We start from the raw sequence: 21928 nt of genomic DNA on the forward strand, positions 1-21928 counted from the left end.
ACATTATCCGCGAACAGGGCGGCGAACGCGCCTGGGACGTGATGACGTGGGACGTTACTGGCGGCAAAGCCCCGTGGCCTATGACGAACGTGCGAAACCTCGCGCTGCCGCAATGGCGCAAGCTGGCCGAGAAGCCGGAAAATCGTTGCCTCGTGCCTCTTACGGAGTTCTGCGAGTTCACCCCTGACAAGCACGATCTGGATGACGGAAAACCGCCCCTTAAAGGGGAAATGTGGTTCTCGGTGCCAAGTCAGCCTGTGTTCGCTGTCGCCGGATTCTGGCAGACTACAGCGGAGGGTAACGGCTTTACGATGGTGACGTGCGATCCCAATTCGCTTGTTAGCCCGATCCATCCCAAAGCCATGATAACAATACTCGATCCCGACGATATCGAGACGTGGTTGCGAGGCTCATATGACGATGTTGTTCGGCTCCAGAAGCCTTTCGAACCGGGCAAGATGACGGTGCGCGGACCTGTTTTTCCTACGCGCCGCGAAGGGCGGTAGCAGGTCAAAAGTCCGTCCGGACGAACTTTTGACCTGCTCAAAACAAGCGACGATTGGCCGATCTAAGCCTTTAGCAATCCAGTCGTATAGACGTCGGGCGCGATCTTTTCACCCAATGCACGATAGGCCGTCTCGATATCTTTTGGCTTCGCTGACACCGTGGTGCCAGAAGCCAAGCGCGCGGTAAGTACATTACGGACTTGGAGCCAACCAACGTCTGGTCTTCCAAGATGATATTTATCCCGCACGGCCTTTTCATCCTTACGTTCGAAGAAGGCTTGCCATACCTTTTTACCATCGGATATGACTTTGCGAGCTTCTTTCGATAGCTTCTGAGTTCCTAGGTATGACGACATAAAGTCAGACTCGAATCTACCTGTCGCCCCTACATCTGATTCAAGATACGGAATGAAGTGATTCGTCAAAGACCACTTTTTACCATTCCATTCTATCCCATCGGCGCTTACCGCCAAGTTGGCGTTGCTGAACAGCATCCATACTAAGCAATCGTTGGCGAATTCGTCGCTTATATTATTGGACGGCACAAAAAATTGATCGCGGTCATTAGCCATGTCTGTCTAATTAGACGTCATGCTGTAAATACAATTGCAGCTTCGCGAAAGTTGTTTTCCGTAACTAAGATGCCACCGGCACTGGCGTATCCAGAAGACATTAGAGCAACGGTCCGCGAGTTCTGAAAATCAGAGCCTTTGCAAATCATCCCGCCGAGTCCCCCGTCCGCCCAACGAGACCCGCGAACGTCCTTCGTTCCGGGTTTTGGATCAAACGCATTAATAAGCGGAAGTGCGGGAATGTCGTTGGGCTTGGCCCGTTTGATCCAGGTGTTGACCAACGCTGTACGAGGAACATCGTAAAACCGCTTAGCGCCGATCGCCTCGGCATTTCGATTTAAGACTTCCGTCTCGATTTCTAACGCGCCTTTCCGCTTCTTACCGGTATTCCAAATAAGAAAGCCGATTGGAAACTCGCCTTTCAGGCCGTCGAATGCCTGACTGTGAACGACAAAACCGCCGAGGTACTTCGGCGTCCATTGTTCCCTGAATTCTCCAAAATTTGGCGCATTGACGTATTTCAGCTTGGAAAATATCGCCACGATCGCGTTAGGAATCTCCTTTTTGATACGCAGCAGAAACTGAATGAACAGCTCTCTACGCGCATAGCCAACATCTTCGCCCATCGTTTTACCAACGGCAGTTGTTGCAACACCCGTACCCGCGTTCATCGCTTCCGCGTACGGAGGGTTGATTAATATTACAATCTTCTCACCCAAAGCGATCGCATCTCTTAGGTCTTGCGGAACCTTATTAGTGAGGCTGTAATCGATATTACCAGATTTAGTAATGTCATCGTTTAAGTAGTCATATTGAAAGCGGTGAGCAGCAACGCATGTCTTCGTAGCAACCATGATATCAACGTCTGATTGGTCGAGTGTGGACATGAATAGATTGCGAGGGTTAGAATGTTTTACCTCTAGATTTCCGACACCGCAGCACATATCCCACACTTTGTACTTTTGCTGCCACCTCTTTCCCAAGGTAAACGTCAAAAGATCGTACGATTTATCTACGACATGAAGAGGCGTGTAAAATGCACCTTTGAATATACGCTCATCCAAGGGGATAAGGTTGTCTCGGCGCTCAAGAATATAGTTGCGATATTCGTTGCGTGGAGGCCTATCCCAATGGGTCCAAAATTTCCGATAACCCTCATGCGTATCGAGCTTATGTATTTTACCCGCTAAAAGGAATACGGGGTCTCCATTCCTGAATAATAGCTCTGCGGTAAGGTCTTGATGCGTTGAGACCTTACCATCATGCATAATGTCAGCGAAGAATAGCAGGTTATATTCCTCTGAATGAACGCCTTGTACTTCCTGCCCAATCATTTCTACCCACTTGTCGAAAACCTGTTTGAGGTTATCGGGCGTGATCTGATTGCGAACAATTTTGCCAGATTTGATAGCGTCCTTAAGAGTTTCTATAAACTCAAGTTCGTCATTCTCAATTTTAAATGCAACAAAGTGAGTTCCAATATGAGCGGAGATAGCATCAACCGCAGGCTTCGGAACTTCACTAGCTGATTTCCCCCATTTAATGGTTTTCTTTGCTAAAAACGGTATCACGTGGTCCGTCTGCATTATTGCGGCTTTGTCGGTATCGACTACGCACAACAGTGCCGGAACCTCTTCGCCCTTATTTAGAGCTACCTGTACGTAGTGCAGAAGCTGGGTGAACATTTCATAGAATGACCACTTGCCGTTCGCCTTAGCCTCAAACCATACTTCTTTGGTTTGAATATCAATGAGGTTCTTTGAGAAGCCCTTGAGACCTAAAGCTTTGATATAGACGTCTTTTACGTCCTCCTCGCTTTTAGTTTTCTGCAAGTTGCTATAAAGACTCAACCGTCAACACTCCTAGAAACGCAGAATATTCGCCGTAAAACCTGGATTATAATCTATGGCTTAGATGGATCGATTAGATCCAATTGCTCACCGTGATTACCAGGGATGAATTTCCGAACATGGGCGATGCGATACCCGACGTTCAGCCAAACGCCGGCCGTATCGTCAAACGACTGCTCAATTTCCATCGTTGCGTCGATAGCGTCTCCGGCCCCGATACGAACCTGCCTCGACATGACGCTTGCCATAAATACTGGATCGCTGATCGTGGCACCGATCTTGACCCCGTTCCAAACGAACTCCCATTTGCGATCGCTTTTAGCAAAAACCGCCTTGAGAATGCCCAACGTAGCCTCTTGCGGTACGATACGTTTCCGCTGGTCGTCGTCATCGTCGGCAACTGATTTTATGAAGGCAAACTCATCACGCGGAATTAAAATCGCCGCTGGCTGAGTAGTATCGAAGTCCTTGTATATCCCAAGCGACGTGACGTTAGGATCGCTCTCAACGGCACGAACAGCGGCTGCAACGTGGCGCAACACCTTCTTGCGATCGGTAAGCTTTTGTGCCTGATCATATGCAGTACGAGGGACAATGACCCTGTCAGCGCCCTTTTGTATAATAACTTCATTCGTATTGATGGTGATCTTGGTGTTTTCATCCTTCTTTATAACGCCATCATAAAAGAGCGTTACCAAGATCGGCATGATTACCGCGTTAGAACCCCACTTAAACGCGTCGCGTATGCTCTTTGGTATCTCACGAACACGCGCCATGAAGCTGCCTTCCGCAACAGCTTCCAGCCGAAGTTCAAGCGAGTACCCGGGGTTTACCTGATTGTTGATTTCCTGAAACGCGTCCGAAAGCGCCACCAATGCATTAGCGAACGTATAGGTATCTACCTCACCCGGCTTGCCGCCGAAGTATATAACGAAACCGTCCTTGTCGCGGGCGGTGGTAAGGTCGAGCGTTCCCATTACGTGTGCTACTTTTCGCTTTTAAGCCAGACAACCCATGCCGGGTAACACATACGGTCCCATTTAATCGGCAAGAAATCAAAAGTTCGTCCGGACGAACTTTCAATCCGGCGATCGGTAGCCAGCCGGGGCGTTCGGGTCTGATTTCTTGTAGCTTCCCCTGCGGGGGTTTGGGACAGCCTTACCGTTGGAGCGACTGGTCACAACGGTATCGGGCTGCTTCGTTTGCACCGTGGCTTTCGCAGGGTCGCGATGACATGCCGCCAGCGTCAGCGCCGTCAGGACCGTAAGGGCGGAAGTCTTATAGCTCATGTCGGCTTTCGTGCTGGCCGGGGGTTGTCGCCAAACCTGTTGGTCCCCTTTGAACCACGCCAGAGCAGGGCAATCAAGCAGAGCATAAGCCAACCTCCAAAAGCCGAGGCCAACACGATTTCGATGTTGTGAAATACGTCCCCGACCTGTCCCTGACTAAGACTGCTGTCGATCACCGCAGCCAGCACGAGCGAGAAAATCGAAATGCTGAAAAGCACGATGCCTATCAAAACGATAGGCAGAACCAACAGCGGCAAAAGCCAGAACCCTGATAGTCCGACATCATGAAACCGGCGTACTGCTGGGGTGGCAATCGGGACGGCTAGAACCAGCCCAAGCAACCCGCCCAAAGGTGGGAGAATAATGCTCGTTACAAGCACAAGCGCTACGGCTGTTGCTGCGAACGGCCAAAATGCGCGACGACGCAAACGGCCGTTTACGCGGGCAAATTGTCGAAGCGGCATCGTAGATCCCTTGCGCGTCTTTGCCGGTGCGATCGTAGGCATCGGGTCGATACCGAGAAAGCCGTCTGTTCGTCGTATGGTCAAAAGTTCGTCCGGACGAACTATCGGGTTCGATCGGGTCTCTTTGGCGTTCTTAGTGTGTCGCGAGGCTTATCGTTCGTCCGCTCTGGCTGCTGCGGTTCTCGTGTCGGCCGTTGGCGATCTGGCTTTGTTGGCGGAACCGGCTCGGCTCGGGTCACTGGCGTACGCTCTCGATCCCGTTCGCTATCGCGGTCATTCCTTCTCGCCTCTGCCATCTGCCGGGCTTGGTCGCGATCCCGTGTCATTGGATCGGGCATCGACGCGACGAACGCCCGCGTCTGCTTGGCTAGTTTACGATCGGCGGGGTCGGCGCTGGCGTCCAGCTCGGTAGCGGCCTTCTCGTAAGACGCTCGCACCTCGGATTGCCGAACGATCGCGCTCACCTCCCAAGGTCGCGCCTTGGCTGGCTTCTCCTGTGCCATAGCTGCGGCCTCGGCTCTGCTCGACTGCAATACGCGGGGCAGCTCGGCCGTTCCGGCTTCCGCTCGATCGCGTATCTTGCGGATCGGCGTCCGCTCCATCTTCTGAATAACGCCCCGCGCTCGTCGGGGTGTTGCCTCGGCTTCAATACCGCGCGCTCGTAACTCGCGTGCGAAGCTCTCCCGCCACCCGGCTAGATCATCCTTTCTAGGATTGAACCTCTCCCCGCCTTCCCCTCGGGCCGCGACCGTCAAATGAACGTGCGGATGATCCGTGTCTGTGTGCAGCGCCATTGCGTAGGGAAAGCGCTCCAGCTCGGTGCGAGCGAACGCCCGCGCTGCCTGATACACCGTGTCCGGATCGGTGCCGGGCGGCATGGATAGGACCATCGAAATTGAAGTAAGCGGTTCGCGGCGCTTGGTGGTCGCCGCTTCATCCTCGGCCCAATCCTGCGCTAGCTCGCGAAGGTCCTTCACGCTCTCCAGCTTTTCGCCGTCGCTCGTCTCGACCTTAAGTTTTCCGTGTCGGCCGATATACTCCAAGTGCGCGGCGGTATGCCCGCCACCACGTTGACGGCCGGAAACCTTGACCATGACCTCCGGGACGCGGTTCGTGACCCGCTGGAGCTTTGCCTTTGTCGCCGCAACGCTTCCGCCCCCTCCCCCTCTGGAGCTTTTGCCAGCCGGTATGTTCAACCGGCCTTTCGAGCCTGTTGTTTTGCCTCCTGCTGGTGCACGCCAGGTGGTGTCTAGAAACTCGATCTTCGGGCCGTCACTCATCCCCGGCTCTCCAATAGGATAGGTCGCCGCGCATCGCGTCACCGATCGCCTCGACTTGTTCGCTTACTGATTCCGCCATCGCAGCCAAGCGCGCAACCTCGCGGCTTACCTCCAAACGGCTGTCCTCCATGTTCGCAGCGTGGAACGCCTTCACGACTTGATTGACGTTTTTCGCGATCCCGCGAAGCTGGATGCGAATGTCGGTTAGCGTCTGCCGCTGGTCGACTACCGGGACCGGCGCACCGTTTAGCCGCGTCTGGATCAGGGCGACAATCCAGTCTGTTCGCGTCAACCCGCGCTCGTCGGCCATCGCCTCCAGCCGCTTCGCGTCACCCTCGTTCAACTTAATCTCAACGCGGTATCGACCACTCGACGGCTGAACCTCGGGAAGCGGTTTCGCTTGATTGCACGCGTCTCCGATGACGAGGCGCAACGCCTTCGACCGCCCGCCATAACTCGCGGCGAGCTTATCAAACCGGGTGGCAACGTCGTCAGCCAATCGAACAATGAATGTAGCCATCGGCGGAATGTATTACAAAACCGGCTGTAAGCCTATCCTGCCATCATACCACAAGAGTTAAAATCGTTCGTCCGGACGAACTTTTGCTAACGATCGCTTCTCACCGCCATCATACCACAAGAGTTAAAATCGTTCGTCCGGACGAACTTTCGCTAACGATCGCTTCTCACCGCTCGTTTGCCCTTCCCCCTGCCCTCTCTTGGTCGAACGCCGGGCAAAGCCCGGCTCGCGCGAAAATGCCCCCGTGACGATCCAGCTCTTGCGCCGATCGTCACTGGGGCATTTTCGCGCCGCCCGGATCGTAATACCCTGCCCTCTGTTATACTTCTGACGGCGCGTTCTCCCTCCGGTCTCCGCGTCGTCACCCGCTCCAAAATTTCGGCCGATCGGATCGTAAGCCTTCGCGCCTCGTTCAGATTATGACGGTGCGGTTTTTCCCCCCTGTTTCCGCGCCGTCACTCACCCGTTCTAAAACGCGAACGCTGCCTGTCCTGTCTTTTCCTCCACGTAGGTGACGGCATTCCCGGCGCTGTACCTGTCGCGTCCCTTCACGGACCATTGCAGGAATCCGGCGCGGTCATACTCAAACCATCCGTCTTCGATTCCAAAAATCATCGCCCACGCCTGATCCTCAAGGCTGCTGGCTTTCCCGTTGATCGGCCAACGCTCGCCGCCTTTCTTGCCCTCTGAATTGCAAGCTGACGGTTTCCCGAGTTCCCGAATGATAGAGGCGCGATTGGTCGGTTCAATAGCTCCAAGCTCGTCCATGATCTGCCGGGCATCCGACGTGGAAAGGTGGCCGTGGCGTTTTCCCCCCTCGCTATGATCTGAATATCCCAAACCAAAATCCACCGCGTTGAAGATGCTGCGGGTATTGGTGAAGTCGGACGTATCGAGCAACGCGCGCCACTGGCCCGCCGTCACGAGGTCGACCGCGTGAAACCATCCGAAACCTTCGCAAGTGCTGTAGCCGTTTTTGTTGGGTGCGCCGTTCGGGTCCAGCTTAAACCCTAGCGCGGCTTCGACGTGCTGCACGAAGGGATGTGCGGCTAGATCAGGGTGACGAAGGCCGATCGTGCGGGGCCGATCACCTCGCGCCTTGCATACCTCGATCGGGAACCGGAACAGGCGGGAAGAGAGATTCCAAGGGGAGGGCAGGGGAAAGCCGCTCGGCACGGTCAAACCGCCATTGAGGTCCAGAATGAAATCGTTCTCCGCAAGCCCTGCGGTGATGATCTGTTCGCCTAGCTCGTCGCGGGTCTTGGTGGTGGTCATATCGGCATCCTCGAAAAAGAGGGGCCGGGGCGTTGCCCGGCCCGCAATGGATCAGAGGGTTTTCCAAGGTTCGTCCGAACGGACGGGCCGATATCGTAATTCGGTGCAGCCGTAGGCTTCGGCCCAATCGAGCGGGGCGAAAGCGAGGTCCGCGCCGTGGTTGATGCAACGGGTGCGACCCTCAAAATAGACCTCGCCGTCATCGTCCAAAAGCTCGAACTCGGTCGGCATCGTTGTCAGTGCGTCGGCAACCTTGCTCTCGTTCTGGTAGCGCCGCGTTTCGTCGTCGAACTGGCCGAAGTTGACTGCGTTACCGTCGTCGATTTTGTCGGTGATGATGATCCAGCGCATTTTGCGATCCCTTCATTGGCTGGCGGGAACACCCCGCAAACTCCTTCATCGTGGAATCTAACGGGGAGAGGGGGGCAGCGAGAATCTAGGGGAGTGGTGCGGGCGCAGGGAGCTTTAGCGACTGAGCCTCGGTCCCCTAGATTGTCGTTGCGGGGGAGAGGGCGCGTGCGTCCTTTCCCCCCCTTTCTACAAACTACGCGCCGGCCTTCGCCGGCACTTTCGGCGGCGCTCTTCCGCGCCGCCTCTTCGTCAGTGATTGGAACCCGTAAGGGCCAAGACCCCGCTTGGGGGCTTGGGGAGCGTAGCGACTGAATGAACGGTGCCGCGAAGCGGCAGACGCCATCCCCCTCCCTTTATGAACCGAACGCCAAAAGGCTAACGTCGTTTGGATCAACGGACTCTTCCGCTCCGTCATCGTCAAACACGACGCGAACAACTGGCGGCATGATAAGCCTCGCTGCTCGCCCATGCACCATGACAGGAAGGCTTGGCTCTCTGCTGTCAGCCGCGCGGGATTTTTCAAGCGTGGCTCGCGCGGGCTTTCCCTCACCCTTTAGCGTTGTTGGTGTCGCATCCTTCGCAACCGGCTTCGTTACTGGAGCTGACAGGTTTTCCACGTCTTTTCCCGTTGCGGCCGGTGAGTCTGTCGCTGTCGATCCGTTTGGAGCTGGCTCGGAAGTTCGTCCGGACGAACTTTTATCGTCTGGTTCCAGCGGTAGAGGTGGCTCATCGGCGTTTGGTGTTGCTGCTTGAGCTGGTGCCGGGCGCTTATTTACTGCGTCCGCTCCACGTACAAGCTCACGCGCGGCAGCTCGCCGAATGCCTGTTCCGTCACTGTTGGCAACGAACGCCTCGACCTTTGCCGGGTCTGCCTTCCAACCTTGATAAAGTTCGTAGAGCGTACGGATTGCGGTCGTGTCGGCCAGGGCGCGAAGGAATGGCGGCATTTCCTGCAACGCGGAATACTCCGCGATTACAGATTTCGGCCGTCCTAGCTTCTTCGCTATGTCCACTGCCTTATCGCCTCGGGCTAACGCAGCTCCGATCGCCTCGGCCATTTCGGCGGTCGTCAGCGCCGCGCGCTGATCGTTCTCAATGACCTGATCGAACAAATCATCTTCGGACACGTCGGCGGTCGTCACGATCGCGCGGATTTCGGTAAGCCCCGCTATCCGGGCGGCGCGAAAGCGCCGATCGCCATAGCGGACCATGAACGACGTTCCGCCCTCCAGCGGGCGAACGGTGATCGGCTGGAGAATCCCGCGCTCTTTGATCGACTGCGCCATTTCCTCAAGCTGCGTCTGATCAAAAATCTTGCGAGGATTGTTTGGGTCGCTCGTGATTCGATCGAGCGGGATCATCTGAATAGCAACCGCGCTCGCGTTGGAATTGAGCGTAAATGCCACGTCGCCAAGTAGGCTTCCAAATTTGGACATTACTTAGCCTCCGTTGTGTCGGGCTGCTTAGGCGTGACCCGCTCGTAAACCGTCGCAAGTATCTTACGAATTTCTGCGCCCGCTACTTTCGCGCCGGAAGTCTTGATTGTCCAAACCGGAACGGCATCGGACATTGCCTGTTCGTAGCCGTCACGGTTTGTTATCACGCCCGGAAACAACATATCAGAGCCTAGCGCATTTATAAGGGTCTGGAGGTTGTCACGCTCACGATTCGAATGGCTGTTAAACCGCGAAGCGAGCAAACCAAGAAAGTTAACTGGTTTGCCGTTTCTACCCTTGTCTTGAACATTCTTCATTGACTGCAATAGTTTGCCGACGCCGCTTATAGCGAAGTCCTTCAATTCAATCGGTGCAATTACATGATCGCACACGGCCATTGCAGAGAAGTTTCGCCAGCCCCAGGCGGGCGGGGTGTCGACCACACAAAAATCAAACGCGCCCGCGATCTTCGCAAACTGCGGAATCATCGCATCCGCGCCCGCCGCCTCGATGGCGTCTAGGCGTCCGTCGCTGGCTAAGACGGTGATGCCCGGTTCAGCAGTTAAAGGATCTAGCTTGCCCGTCTCGAATAGGTCGGCTGCATAGCCGCCCTTGCGTTCAGCTTGTAGAACGGTGCTGGAGTTGGCTTGGCCGTCCAAGTCGATGAACAAGACGCTCGCCTTTAGCTCGGCCAGAAACCAAGCAAGGTGAACGGAAAATAACGTCTTCCCGACGCCGCCCTTCTGATTGTTGATTACGATCGTCTGCATGGCTCAAGCCTCCACCGGCTATGCCGGGATCAATTGTGGTCCGGACCCTTCCGGAGATTGCGGTCATAAAGTTCTTGGGCCGATCGATCGTAACGGTAGGGGCCACCCCCTCCGCGTCCTGCTCCGCGATTGCGCCCGAAGGGCGTCGATCTGCGAACGAACAGTCCCCAAAGGATCAGCCCTGCAATGAAGAGGTAGCCGATCGCTTCGCCAATACCGCGAATGCCGTCCCACACTTCTTGCATTACCGTTCCTCCGTTACTCGGCCGGGGGGTGCTTACGTCATCCGATGACGCCACCCTAGCACGATATCGTTAAATCGCCTATGAGCGCTCCTGCTATCGTCAAACGCGGTAGGTGTAGGAGCATTATGGACGATCAAGCAAAGCCGCGCGGTCGGCCTTCTCGCGGCACGGTAGCGTCGGTTTACGCCCGTCTCGCGGCTGATAAGCACGAACTGTTGCAGCGTATCCGCGAAGAAAAGGGCTGGTCGCTTGTGACGGCGATCGAGCGCGCCGTTGACGCGCTGGCGAAGCAAGAGGGCTATACCGAACATAAAGACTAGTGCACTGTCGGGTTGATCGGCGGTTGGCCGGTTAACGTGTTTAGAAGGCGGTCCATTGTCGACTTGCCAGCCGCGAGCGGCCGGGCAGGGGCCTTGAGTTGGTCGACCATAAGCGTTCGCGCCAGGTCGGCCGGGATCTCCGGAACGTGACGCTTCGCGATCGTTACCAATACGCCGGGATGACTGACCTCGGCATAGGACGCACCTAACCAGATCAAAGGCGGCTCGTCTTCCGAACCGTCCTGCAGGGCGTCCGTCCAGACGGTCAGAAAGAACGACGCAAGCGGCGCGTCCCATCCGATTGCGAGGCGCGCGCCGTTCCCCTCAAAATCGTACCGGCTCATATTTGCTGTTCCTCGGTCCGCGTCACAATCCGTGAAATTGTGGCTTGGCTCACATTGAAGGATCGCGCGACGTTGCGCTGTGTCTCGCCGCTGGCGACGCGTGCAGACGCCTCGCGTATCTGGTGGGGTGTCAGTGTTGGCTTGCGACCGAACTTGATCCCTGCCGCCTTCGCCTGAACCCGTCCCGCCGTTGTGCGTGCGATGATGCGCCCTCGCTCCCATTTGGCTGCGATCCCAAGAACGGCAATCACTACCTCGGCCAGCTCCGACGACGTATCTACCAACGGCTCCGCGATCGATCGGAAACCGGCTTCCGATAGTTTGACCTCGTGAAGGATATTCAAAAGGTCGCGCGTGTCGCGTGCCAGCCTGTCGATCGCCGTCACCACTAGCACGTCGCCCGGTTCTAGGGACTTCAACGCTTGCCGTAATTTTGGGCGATCGGCGTTGGCGCCGGCGCTGCGCGTCTCGCGAATAATTTTCTGACAACCAGCGGCGCGAAGCGCCTCCGCTTGCTGGGTCAAATCCTGTCCCCCTGTCGAGACGCGCGCATAGCCCAAAATCATGGCCCTCTTTTGTATCAGAAATATGCATAGCGAAAGGCCGCGGAAAACAGCCATTTTTGAAATGATGCAAAATTGTTGATTTCTGCATCGAGAAGCGATGCGCGCGATTATCGGCCTTCCCGATAATCGCGCCGCGCCATGCGGGAAAGGTCATTGTGCAAACCTCCGGTTTCGGATGCCAGCGGCGCGACGCAGCTCGTGCGCGACGCATACGCGGCAAGGCGGATACGTGTCGGCGTCCAGCCAGTTGACGAAGGAAAGGGGCGGCGCGGGCTGGGGCCAGGTGACGCCAGCGGGTTTGTGCAACGATCGTCATGGGTCTGTATCCGTGACGGCACGACACGACCCTGTTAGGGGGTGCGCGTCGGCTTGGGGTCTGTCTCCGATTGTCGGCAAAACCGGGGGGGCGGCGCTGCAATGCCGTCCCCCCACCTTTGTTAGGCTGCGGCCTTTAGGCACTGCATCCCCTCGGCCAGTGTCCACATGGCCCGATTGAGGCTGACATTCTGGTCAATGCCGTTGATCGGGCGCGACTTGCTGCGGCGAATGCGGCCCTCGTCGGTGCGCTTCATCCCGTGCACGCCGCCACGAATGACGTTCTCCTGAATGACGTTAAACGTGCTCCAGACGCTGCCGCCAGCATCGGCCGAACGGCGCGGCTGAATGATCTGGTCGGGACGGATCGGGCTTACGTCGTCGCCATAGCGGGCGATCAATGCAGCCTCACCAAAAACGCGCTGCTCGGCCTCGCTAAGGCGCGTTCCCTTCATTTCGGCCGTGGCGTCGATGATGCGCGGAAAGTCCTTGGCGATGGTGTAAGCGCCTTCGATGATCTGATCCTGAATGTTGCCCTTGTGGGGAACGCGGACCTCTTGAAACTGATCGCCACAAATCATGCCGTTGGTGCAGACGAAACGCAGCATCCCGGCGAACATCTGATAAGCGCTCGTGCCGTCATGGCTGTTGACGATGATGACCTCTGCGGCCTCGGCGTTGCCGATATCGTCGGGACGACGGAGGCGAAGCATGTGCTTCGTGTGCGCCATGCGGCCCAGGTCGCGAGGCTTCGATTGTGCCGCGAAAAACGGTGCCCAACCCTCTTTGCGAAGGCCGTCGACCAGCTCGATCGTCGGGACATAAACGTAACGCTGCGAACGGCTGTCGTGCGCTTCTTCTGCGAAGATCGAGGGGACGAGGGCGCGGAGCGTGTCGTTGTCGAGTGCTTCCGAACCGCGAATCTGGCGGGCGTTGCGTGCGAAGCGGGTTGCGAGGGTGGCGTTCATGGGTCTGTCTCCGGTTGGTGATCGCCGCTGCAAATCGGCGGGAAGGCCGTCCTTCCACTCACGATATTAAACGATATCGTTTGCTATGCAATAGGTATTTTGCATATCGCCTAATATTTTTCGATATCGTATTGTTTTGGGAAGGTTAGGAGGTTTGCTTTGATGCTGCTCACGCCCGAAATCGCCGCGCTGTTTCCGTCACCGGGTAAGCGATACGAAGCCTTTAGCTGGTCCCTTTTCGAGGTAGGACCGCAGCCGGGCGGCTGCTTGATTGCCCTCGGCACGCTGGACGAAGAGGGCGGGGAAACCCGTAGCCTCGACGTGCTGGCGGTCGATCTGACGGAGCGCGAGGGATTCTCTCGCACTGTGATGCGCGGGGAAGGGCGCTTGGTGCGTTCCGCCGTCAAAGTAACGAACGGGAACGTCGAGGTTTTGCACGCTCGGTTGCGCGGGCAGGGCGTCGGAACGCTGGTGTTCAACGTCGTTACCGCGTGGGCGCAACGGACCTTCCCCGGCCGCGACGTTGTGCCGGTCACGTTAATTTCGCCGGGCAACGGTGCCGCCTTCGATCAGCTTGCCCGCTTTTACGCTCGGTTCGGTTTCGCCTGGGATCGCCCTGCCGATGGCTGGCGTCGTCATTTCCCGTCCAAGCCGATGACGGTCGACGCTCTCAAACAATATCCGGAAGAGCTGTTGGCAGACGTGCGCCGCGTCGACGTGACGGCCGGTTTAACCGCGATGATTGATCGGATGCTAGAAGCCGACGACGATCGCCGGATGGTCGCCGTCCTGCGCGATCAGCTCAACGAACGGCGCGACCGCTGGCGAACGATCGGTTATCGCCTCAATCTGCTGGGCTATGGAATTGCGGCCCTCGCTGGGTTTGGGGCCGCTCGGACGCTCTTCCTGCTATAGTCGGTACCGCTCTCGATGTGTTCGTGACCCTTTGCACCGTTTCAACGGGACGAACGCGCTCAAATGGAAGCTGACAAAGCCGCTTGCTCCATTGTGGAGCATCGTGGCGGCGTAGCCGACACTCCCACACTATCCACGCGGATACGGTTCTAGATCTTCTCCAGCGCCATTTGCGGCCCTCGCCATCAGGCGTAAACGTGTTGGCCGACTAGGCCAACTCCCCCGTAATTATGATTAAATGAATCTACTAGCGGTTGCGTCTGTAATTGAGACTCGCTGTCTCTCCGATCGATCGCCGCACCGAACTTCTCCAGCATCTTCCCCAACTGCCCGCCTACGGTGGCTTTCGCGAAGTCGCGGCAGGAGAGGGTGGCTAGCATAGCCTTCGTCTCGGCTGCGCTATCGGCGTGGTGCTGCTCGTGATCGATCGGGACCGGCGCCGGTCGCATCCAGCGCGGGAGATAGGCCAGGACGCGCGCCGGCAGCATCGTGCGGTAGGCATTCGACGTTTGCTTGTACCGCGGCCCGATCCCCTCGACCTCGACGCGCTTGAAGCGGCGCTGGCGGGCGATGAAGCCGACTGCTTCTAGGATACCCAAAGCACGCGCCACCGTAGCCCGGCTAAGGCCCGTCTTTTCCATCAGCCATTCATAGGTTGGGAAAACGCGCCCGGCGTTAAGCCGCGCCAGCTCTAGCATCCGCTCAAATATCAGGATCACGTTCCCGTTAAGCGACAGGATAGCGCGCTCGATCCGCGACGGCGTGCGCGCCTCGCGGGCGATCGTCGCCCGGATTGCCGAACGACGGCCAGAAAGCTCCTTTGCCGCCTTCAACGTCTTGTCGGTTTCGCCCTTCGCAGGAACCGCAAAAAACATTTCCTCAAATGTGCCTTCTTCGATGCTGTCACGCAGGACCGGAGCGCCGGTCCTATGCGCTGCACCTGACGGCTTGGGCTTACGCGCGGATTTCCATCCGCCGATCGCGCTCCGCGCAATCTCGCCAATCGATAATGCTTCCATCGTCCATCCCCTCGATAGGGCTGGGACCGGGCAAAGTTATAGCGTGGCGCAAAACGCGCATCCTTGAACTCACGTTCGTTCAGAGCTATATGAAGAGGACAGCAACAGACCCGGTTCGACGTTTGGCGACGTCGCTCCATATAATTTCTGGGACGCCCGGCCTCTGCGCCGGGCTTTCTTTTATGTGGTCACAGCTCAATTCCCTTCGCTGGCGCTAGATTCACCAACCCTTCGGTATTTTTGAAGGAAAGAAGCATCGTGCGAAATAGCTAGTATTCGTGCTTTGCCGGACCGATGGCGTAATAATTTCGTGCTTTCACGGACGAAATTTGTTTAACTTCGTGCTACCGCGGACCGATCATTCATTTAGTTCGTGCTTTAGCGGACCGAGCTTCGTGCTTTCGCGGACCGTGCCGAATCGCGGTGCTTGGATAACACCAACGCCCTTCTTAAGGCGATTACAACGTGGGCTTCGGCGTAATTGTCACTGTACTGGCGCCGGTATTTCGGCGCTTTCCCTTTTCCGGGGAGAACGATTCCGGATTTCCCATGACGATGTGATAATCGGGAATGGGGTTTGTTTCGGCAATGCCCTTCATGACGTGACGGAAGTGCTTGAGCGAGTTTTGATAGCCAAGTTGCAGGCGCAAATCGTCAAGGCCAACCTGTACCGGACCATCCATGCACGTAGATCGAGCTACTTCGTATAGTCGCCGTTCGACTGGGCCTAGCTGGAAGTACGAGGGAGCATATGCCAGTACCCGTCGATCGCGAAGGATCGCGCGGTAAAGCCAGTCGCATAGACGGACCTTGACTCCCTTCAGTCGCTTTTCGCCACGGGGTGTCTTTGTGTAGTGAAGTTGTGCCTCAGATAACCACGAGAAGAATCCCGCCTGCCCCTCGCCACCTGCCTCAATGTTAGTCTTAATTTGCGTACCCTGAAGACGCTCAAGCGCATCTGACAGACGTGAGTAGGATCGCGCTGAACCATTGACGCCAGTAACTCGAAAAAGATCATGCGCAGTAAAGTAAAAGTCTTGCGCTACTGCTTCTCCGGCATCAAGCTTCGCGACAAGAAGACTGGCGATATAAAGTAAAACCTCTTTGTCGTATATTGTTGCGACCCCGCGAGGACCTGGTCCGATTTCTATTGTTACAGCATCAGTTTTGTAGATTAGCGATTTTTTCCATGCCGTCTTTGTAAGTGCAAAAAATGGGTAAGCCATAAGTGACTGCTCGCCGCGTACTTCGGTAAGCAGCGGGCTATCTAGCACTAAAAGCTCGCCCTGGGGCCCTGGTCGGATACTCACTTCGTTAGCTCCGGTATTCGGTTGCGAATGACCACGACTCCCACGGTCCGCAAAAGCACGAAGCTTAAGACCGGGTGGTCCGCGAAAGCACGAATTCTGCTGCTCAGGCTTCTCGATAAGGGGGCGGGAACCCCTGATCCATGCACGACCTTCGTGTTTTCGCGGACCGTCGACGCTACGGTCTTTGCATACTCATCCAACGATCGTTCACGATACGCGTCCATGTAAAGTATCCTAGCAGTATCTAGGCTGAGCCGAAACGCCGTTAGCCGCCGCGCTTGATGGCTGCCTACTCGATCAGGCAGCCCTTCGCCGAGGCATTAGGAACTACCGCGGGGGTACAGATCAGCTTCAGAATGGAGTCCGAACGCGCTACTGGTGGGATAGACCGGCTATTCAGCAGCAGAGGCACCGCATATTAATCTATAATCGATTGCGTAAGAAGTGCATATGGATATTAATATCACCTTATATTATTATATTAAGACTTAAACAGGTCACCTTCGATCGCCTGATATATAGCCATGTTGATGACCGCCGCCCTTGCCTGTCCCGTTCGATTAGCGATCTGATCTACTCGCTCGAGCAGTTCCGGCGCGATCGTCAACGTAATCTGCCGTTTGTTTCCCTTCTTAACCCCCTTCTCGTACTCCGCTCCCGACGCTTTTGTTGCCTTCGCAGCATCTGGCGCTCCGCTAATAAATGCGTCTTCAGCCGCGGTTCTCGTCGTATTGCCAGCCAGCCTTGGCCGTTGGGTAATTGCCATGACAACGCCGTCCTTATGAGTTTTCTTTAATATTAAAAAGCGATGAAATTAACGTGTTTAGCTCGCCCGTCGCTTTAGCATCCCTGCTAGGCAGTTCGGAGACTGCAAGGCCGGCACCGGCAGCGTTGCTAAACGCCTTTCTGCGCCTAATTGGGAACGGTAGGTATTTGAACTGGGGAACATCCTTCACTGCAGTTTCCGCCTCAGCGTTGTCCGTTGACTTATCGCCTGGGTCAGCTTGGTTCATCACAGCAAAACACCGAAGGCCATCTCGGACACTCTGAGCCTCATCGATAAGTGAAGCCATGTCATCCAGCGCCCATACGTCGTACGAACGCGGCGCAAACGGTACGAGCAGCACGTCAGAGAGTACGAGAGCCGCACGGAGTGCGGTGGAGTCGCGTCCTCCAGCGTCAATTATTATGTCCTGCCACTTGTGTCGCTGCTGCTGCACCTGAGCGCGTAACGCAGGACCGTCAGGGTACTGAGCGCAGGCAATTCCAGGAAGCCGCCCGGACTGTGCGCGTGCTGCGATGGCCGCAGCTGCTGTTCCCTGCCGGTCACCGTCAATAAGCCACACATCACGGCCGGAGAGAGCTCGGGAAATTGCTATCTGAACCGCCAGAGTGGTTTTTCCTACTCCACCCTTTGTATTTCCAATCGTGATAATCACAGATGCACCCCAAAAGGATATTAACACGGTGGTGCGTAACCACCGTTGGCTACTACGTCAATCTGTTGAACCGAAATTCACTGGTTTGGATATTAAAGAAGGTGGCATTACTAGCCCATTCCGGAGGATAATAAGGTACTATCATTCGATCCTTGGGAATGCGGCGGATGATTAATTATCGGAGCGGCTGTAGAGCTGACTGGTTGCCACCGGTGGCCGATGGCCGAAGGCCGAAGGCTGAACGGGTAATCGAAACGTGCGACGATCAAAGACCCCTCGAACGTTCCAGTAACCGATCGATATCAGCCATGCTTGCATCAAGGTCGGCCGTGGCAAGGGCCAGCGGCCCGTCGTCTAGGATAGCGGGTTGCTCGACCAAAAGCTCACGTTGCGTCGGATGAATACGACCGCCTGCTGCGATGGTAACGAGACCGGCACGGGCGAGCGCATGCGCCTGGATATCGGCCCCGGCTCGAGACAGACCTAGCGCCCGTGCAAGCTGAATCCGCCGCAGCGGGCCGACTGCAACGATGAGCGCCCACGCGTCGCGCGTGCGTGCGTTGCGGGAGAGGCCGGTAAGCGCTTCAGTACCGCGAACGCAGCGGCGGTTGCTCTGTTCAAGTCGGTCAAAGCAACCGCGGGCGATATGTTCGCAATGCTGGACAAGTGCCTCTGCGCGCTCCTGAGTGGTCAAATTAAGGCGAAAGACGGTCCGCGGAAGCTGCCCCGCAAGTCCAGGCATGACGCCCGTGTTGTGGCCCAACAACGCTAGGTTGAGCGCCCAACACCCTGAAGGTGGTGCTGCGACATGACGATGCAGCGGTCCATCCGGCAGTTCCAGCATGGCGTCATGGCTGTCCTGCTGGGCGAAATCGGGATCGTCGAGCAGTACATCGATAGCGCCAACGGCCGGCGCGATCTGCTGCAAAGGGTGATCGGCAGCCAGCCCAGCGAGTCCGAGAGCTATAGCAAGCGAGCCGGTTGTCTGCACTGCGAGCAAAGTGGCTTGTGCTGCGTCGAGGAGCGCTAACTGATCAGGCCCAAAACGCCGGGACGCATCGACCATGTGTGCCAGCATGGCGGCGGGCGCTGCGATCGCGGGCACGCCATGATCAGCAAGCCATAAGAGTACAGCGTCACGACGGAGGTCGTCAGTGAGGAGAAGCGTGTCGGCGTCAATGCTCTCCTGATGGGCAAGACCGACATCGCCGACGCCGGCATCGCGTCGGTACGCGCGCCATGCCTCAGCAACAGTCGCAAGACCGCTGATCCGATTGCGTTCGGCAGTGGCAAACCGCGTTGCGCCGGTCAGGCACCCCAGTGCGTGAGCCAACGGGACAAGATCATGACGGATCATAAATTTAGAAATAACCTAGCGGATCAAAGATTACTAGGCATCGCTCTAGAGGTTCATTACTGACTTACCATAATCGGACATTATGGTAACTACAGCGATGTGCTACGAAGGCGAAATGCAGGCTAAATCGGACCAGCGGGTAGGGCCCGCGTGAGCGAGATCGTCATCCATCGCACCGACGGGGAGGCGCTTCCGGTCCGAGAGAGGCGTGGGATCGTCGAGCCGATCGATGCCCGCGTTACCCGGTTGTTGGGTCTTGCGCTGCCCACTGATGCTGGCCCTGTCAGCGAGATCGGCTTCGCCGCACAGCTTGGCGCTATGGCAGCAGCGAGCAAGGCGGCACTGGCGTCGGACCTTGCCTGCTATCTGCGTTGGTGTGAGGACACCCGTGTCGCCCCGCTGCCCGCCGAGCCCGAAAACCTGGTCCGTTACATCGCCATGCTTGAGACGCGGGGCGCCAAGCCTGCCACGGTCGCCCGGCGGGTTGCCAGTCTTGCAACCGCACACGGCCTGTCAGGCCTGCAGGAGAGGGGGCATGTGCCCACCAGCCACGTCATGGTCCGCGCCGCCCTCAAGGGCCTGCGCCGGCGTCGTGGAGCCGCCCAGCGCCAGGCGGCCCCGTTGCGCTTTGGGGCTTCGCTCGATCCCCATACCAAGGGGTTCACGCTGACCGCATTGCTCGGTGCCTGTGGCGGCGATCTGCAGGGCTTGCGCGACGCAGCGCTGCTCTCACTCGGCTATGATGCGGGATTACGCGTCAGTGAGCTCGTCGCGGTCACCGTCGCGCACATCGATCCGCACAGTGATGGCTCGGCGCTCCTGTTCATCCCATCGTCCAAGACCGATCAGGAAGGGCAGGGGGCCTGGGGCTGGCTGTCCGCGGACACGATGCGCCGCGTTGGCGCCTGGTTGGTAGCGAGCGCCATCACCGAGGGGCCCGTCTTTCGCCGCGTGGGGGTCGATCGGCGCCGTCTGCGGACCGCGGTTCCGCCGATGGCGTACGAAGCGATCCCGGGGCACACGCGGCACTGGCAGGAGAAGCTGAAGGGCAAGAGGGCCGAGCCGGCGCGGACGGTGTACACCGTGGGTACGGCCTCGCTTAGCCGGCAGGGCGTCAACGGGATCTATCGGCGGGTGGCGCTGAGTGCGTTCGATCAGGGACTGGTCGAGATGCCGATCGCAAAAATCGAAGAAGCGGCGCGGGCGCTGTCGAGCCATTCGCTGCGTGTGGGGCTGACCCAGGATCTGTTTGCGGCTGGCGAGGACGGTGTCGGGATCGCACAGGCGTTGCGCTGGTCATCGCCATCGACTGCGCTACGCTATGGGCGCAAGCTTGCGGCCAGGAGCAACGTCGCAGCGCGCGTATTGTCAAAGATCAGGGGCTAACGCTTAACCTTGGCGTGCGAGCCTCATGGGACCGAAAGCGGTCCGGGCAATTGCCGGGGGAACCACGCCAGGAGCGCATCGGACAGCGCCGCAGCGACAACAGAGGGATCGCCTGTTCGTGTGCCGCTAGCGCGGACCGTGGTCGCCTGTCCTGTCCACACGACGTGACTATCGCGGCGCAGCGACACGGTCACTGTGAGACGGGTCACGATGAGACCGTGCAACTGATCCTTCCCGGACGGCAGTGTCACCGACAGGCCCCCAAGCCCGGCCGCCATGCCAGGCCGATCTGATCGGCCGTTGCCGGACCGGACGACACCGCGCTGTGTCTGCGATACCGCAACCTTTGCGACGTAAAGGCTGTGGCTCGGGTCGGGCAGCGGCAGGAAGGCTGTTCGAAGGAGGGTTCGCTGAACGGCGTCCGTGAACGTTTTCGTGATAGCGGGAGACGTGGTCGGACTATCGGCAGCCACGATCGCTATCGTGCCTGGCTTCACCACGAATGCGGCAACCGGCGATTGCACTAGCGCTGCAGCCGCGGCGAAAAAGAGAACGTACATCTGAAAGGCGCCGATCAATTACAGGGCAAGGAGTACAACCGGCATCGCGCCGGTCCTCTGCGTTTAAGGTGCTGATGGATCGCGATCGAATGACGGTCGTGATTTTCCTCTCCGCCCGCCTTCTAGTCGAGCTTCTCGACGTGTCGATCAGCCCATTCCTTGCCCTCATCGCCTCCCCAGAGAAGCCAAGCGATATAGCCGGCAGATGGATCGGTGTCTGATCCCCACTCGTGCGTTTTGCCGTCTTTATCGACCTCGTGACGAGCGAAGTAGCTGTGCATCGCCTTCACATCTTCGGCAGTCACATCGACCTGCGCTGCCAGTTGCTCGGCACGACGAACCCCAACGTCCGTGCCGCCTCGTCCGAAGTCGTCACGCAACTTTAGCCCCTTCTTCGCATTGGCGGCGATTTTCGCAGTTGGTTTGAACGTATCGGACATCATGGTCTCCCTTTGGTATGTTCAAAACGCGCTAGTTCTAGAACATATCCACGAGAGGGGATCGACCAATTTGCAATGCCGGTCCTGGCTAAACTGCTGTAGAAGAACTTGCCAAATGTACCGAGGTTCGACAATTGCAGCGAGCTATCCATACTTGCGGAGAGTATCTATGACAGTAACCACTTGATCCCCGATGTAGAGCGCAGTCCCGCCACGTCGACAATCTCCAGAACTGTGCCACTTCCCGACAAAATTCGATCCCGACGCAGCTTTGCGATCATTCTGTTTACATGAACATTGATTAAACCTGTCGCGTCCGCAATATGGTACTGCCTCAGCGGCAGCGCATCAGTGGGTGCTCCGATCAGCCCACGGACGGCCATCGTCTGCGCGAATTTGAACAGTAAAAATGCGATGCGGCCGCGAGCGTT

The 21928-nt window shown here is 57.3% G+C and carries 24 protein-coding genes; 4 read left to right on the forward strand and 20 right to left on the reverse strand.

The features are described from left to right. On the forward strand, positions 1–506 hold a 506-nt coding region (locus tag U1763_RS17690; protein ID WP_332756257.1), incomplete at its 5' end, for an SOS response-associated peptidase family protein. 62 nt (positions 507–568) lie between these two features. On the opposite strand, the gene U1763_RS17695 is transcribed toward U1763_RS17690, so the two are convergent. The 10 genes from U1763_RS17695 to U1763_RS17740 all read right to left on the reverse strand — a co-directional run bounded on the left by U1763_RS17695 (position 569) and on the right by U1763_RS17740 (position 10313). Continuing rightward, positions 569–1078 (reverse strand): hypothetical protein, encoded by a 510-nt coding sequence (locus U1763_RS17695; protein ID WP_332756258.1) that lies wholly within the window; start codon positions 1076–1078, stop codon positions 569–571. A 17-nt stretch (positions 1079–1095) separates the two neighbouring features. After that, positions 1096–2910 carry a hypothetical protein gene (locus U1763_RS17700; protein ID WP_332756259.1) on the reverse strand — a complete coding sequence of 605 codons (1815 nt, stop codon included), beginning with the start codon at positions 2908–2910 and terminating at the stop codon, positions 1096–1098. Positions 2911–2981: 71 nt separating this feature from the next. Beyond that, entirely contained in the window at positions 2982–3905 is a 924-nt protein-coding gene (locus U1763_RS17705) for an LAPAL motif-containing putative phage structural protein (RefSeq protein WP_332756260.1), read from the reverse strand. A gap of 308 nt (positions 3906–4213) precedes the next feature. Then, a complete protein-coding gene (locus U1763_RS17710) occupies positions 4214–4723 on the reverse strand; it encodes a DUF805 domain-containing protein (protein WP_332756261.1) in 510 nt (169 codons plus the stop codon). Positions 4724–4782: 59 nt separating this feature from the next. Beyond that, positions 4783–5775 carry a relaxase/mobilization nuclease domain-containing protein gene (locus U1763_RS17715; protein ID WP_332756262.1) on the reverse strand — a complete coding sequence of 331 codons (993 nt, stop codon included), beginning with the start codon at positions 5773–5775 and terminating at the stop codon, positions 4783–4785. A gap of 178 nt (positions 5776–5953) precedes the next feature. Continuing rightward, complete coding sequence (locus U1763_RS17720; protein WP_332756263.1) at positions 5954–6481, reverse strand: mobilization protein; 528 nt, start codon at positions 6479–6481, stop codon at positions 5954–5956. A gap of 468 nt (positions 6482–6949) precedes the next feature. After that, the gene (locus U1763_RS17725; protein WP_332756264.1) at positions 6950–7756 is read right to left on the reverse strand and encodes a hypothetical protein; all 807 of its coding nucleotides are present in this window, start codon (positions 7754–7756) and stop codon (positions 6950–6952) included. A 51-nt stretch (positions 7757–7807) separates the two neighbouring features. Then, entirely contained in the window at positions 7808–8107 is a 300-nt protein-coding gene (locus U1763_RS17730; protein WP_332756265.1) for a hypothetical protein, read from the reverse strand. Positions 8108–8460: 353 nt separating this feature from the next. After that, entirely contained in the window at positions 8461–9543 is a 1083-nt protein-coding gene (locus U1763_RS17735; protein ID WP_332756266.1) for a ParB/RepB/Spo0J family partition protein, read from the reverse strand. Next, a complete protein-coding gene (locus tag U1763_RS17740) occupies positions 9543–10313 on the reverse strand; it encodes a ParA family protein (protein ID WP_332756267.1) in 771 nt (256 codons plus the stop codon). The genes U1763_RS17735 and U1763_RS17740 overlap by 1 nt, the downstream gene beginning before the upstream one ends. 370 nt (positions 10314–10683) lie before the next feature. Here U1763_RS17740 and U1763_RS17745 point away from each other — a divergent pair, with 370 nt between their 5' ends. Then, positions 10684–10878: a hypothetical protein gene (locus U1763_RS17745; protein WP_332756268.1), complete on the forward strand. Its 195-nt coding sequence runs from the start codon at positions 10684–10686 to the stop codon at positions 10876–10878. On the opposite strand, the gene U1763_RS17750 is transcribed toward U1763_RS17745, so the two are convergent. The 3 genes from U1763_RS17750 to U1763_RS17760 form a co-directional block, all read right to left on the reverse strand. Continuing rightward, positions 10875–11222, reverse strand: coding sequence for a hypothetical protein (locus U1763_RS17750; protein ID WP_332756269.1), 348 nt, complete (start codon positions 11220–11222; stop codon positions 10875–10877). The two genes, U1763_RS17745 and U1763_RS17750, sit on opposite strands and share 4 nt — an antisense overlap. Beyond that, positions 11219–11788 carry a recombinase family protein gene (locus U1763_RS17755; RefSeq protein ID WP_010218564.1) on the reverse strand — a complete coding sequence of 190 codons (570 nt, stop codon included), beginning with the start codon at positions 11786–11788 and terminating at the stop codon, positions 11219–11221. The genes U1763_RS17750 and U1763_RS17755 overlap by 4 nt, the downstream gene beginning before the upstream one ends. A gap of 437 nt (positions 11789–12225) precedes the next feature. Further along, complete coding sequence (locus tag U1763_RS17760; protein WP_332756270.1) at positions 12226–13071, reverse strand: DUF932 domain-containing protein; 846 nt, start codon at positions 13069–13071, stop codon at positions 12226–12228. 162 nt (positions 13072–13233) lie between these two features. On the opposite strand from U1763_RS17760, the gene U1763_RS17765 reads away from it, so the two are divergent. Beyond that, positions 13234–13986: a hypothetical protein gene (locus U1763_RS17765; protein WP_332756271.1), complete on the forward strand. Its 753-nt coding sequence runs from the start codon at positions 13234–13236 to the stop codon at positions 13984–13986. A gap of 185 nt (positions 13987–14171) precedes the next feature. On the opposite strand, the gene U1763_RS17770 is transcribed toward U1763_RS17765, so the two are convergent. The 5 genes from U1763_RS17770 to U1763_RS17790 all read right to left on the reverse strand — a co-directional run bounded on the left by U1763_RS17770 (position 14172) and on the right by U1763_RS17790 (position 19111). Further along, a complete protein-coding gene (locus tag U1763_RS17770; RefSeq protein ID WP_332756272.1) occupies positions 14172–15005 on the reverse strand; it encodes a GntR family transcriptional regulator in 834 nt (277 codons plus the stop codon). Positions 15006–15463: 458 nt separating this feature from the next. Next, positions 15464–16279: a replication initiator protein A gene (locus U1763_RS17775; RefSeq protein WP_332756273.1), complete on the reverse strand. Its 816-nt coding sequence runs from the start codon at positions 16277–16279 to the stop codon at positions 15464–15466. 517 nt (positions 16280–16796) lie between these two features. Continuing rightward, entirely contained in the window at positions 16797–17081 is a 285-nt protein-coding gene (locus U1763_RS17780) for a ribbon-helix-helix domain-containing protein (protein ID WP_332756274.1), read from the reverse strand. 13 nt (positions 17082–17094) lie between these two features. Continuing rightward, positions 17095–17754: an AAA family ATPase gene (locus U1763_RS17785; protein WP_332756275.1), complete on the reverse strand. Its 660-nt coding sequence runs from the start codon at positions 17752–17754 to the stop codon at positions 17095–17097. A gap of 265 nt (positions 17755–18019) precedes the next feature. After that, positions 18020–19111, reverse strand: a complete 1092-nt coding sequence (locus U1763_RS17790; RefSeq protein ID WP_332756276.1) for a hypothetical protein — start codon at positions 19109–19111, stop codon at positions 18020–18022. A 150-nt stretch (positions 19112–19261) separates the two neighbouring features. On the opposite strand from U1763_RS17790, the gene U1763_RS17795 reads away from it, so the two are divergent. Beyond that, complete coding sequence (locus tag U1763_RS17795) at positions 19262–20497, forward strand: integrase (protein WP_332756277.1); 1236 nt, start codon at positions 19262–19264, stop codon at positions 20495–20497. A 682-nt stretch (positions 20498–21179) separates the two neighbouring features. Here U1763_RS17795 and U1763_RS17800 read toward each other — a convergent pair. Both U1763_RS17800 and U1763_RS21130 read right to left on the reverse strand, forming a co-directional pair. Further along, positions 21180–21497 (reverse strand): hypothetical protein, encoded by a 318-nt coding sequence (locus tag U1763_RS17800; RefSeq protein WP_332756278.1) that lies wholly within the window; start codon positions 21495–21497, stop codon positions 21180–21182. 167 nt (positions 21498–21664) lie between these two features. After that, the gene (locus U1763_RS21130) at positions 21665–21913 is read right to left on the reverse strand and encodes a helix-turn-helix domain-containing protein (protein WP_443026941.1); all 249 of its coding nucleotides are present in this window, start codon (positions 21911–21913) and stop codon (positions 21665–21667) included. Positions 21914–21928: the final 15 nt, after the last annotated feature.

The sequence above is a fragment of the Sphingomonas sorbitolis genome (assembly GCF_036663875.1).
Classification (GTDB): domain Bacteria; phylum Pseudomonadota; class Alphaproteobacteria; order Sphingomonadales; family Sphingomonadaceae; genus Sphingomonas.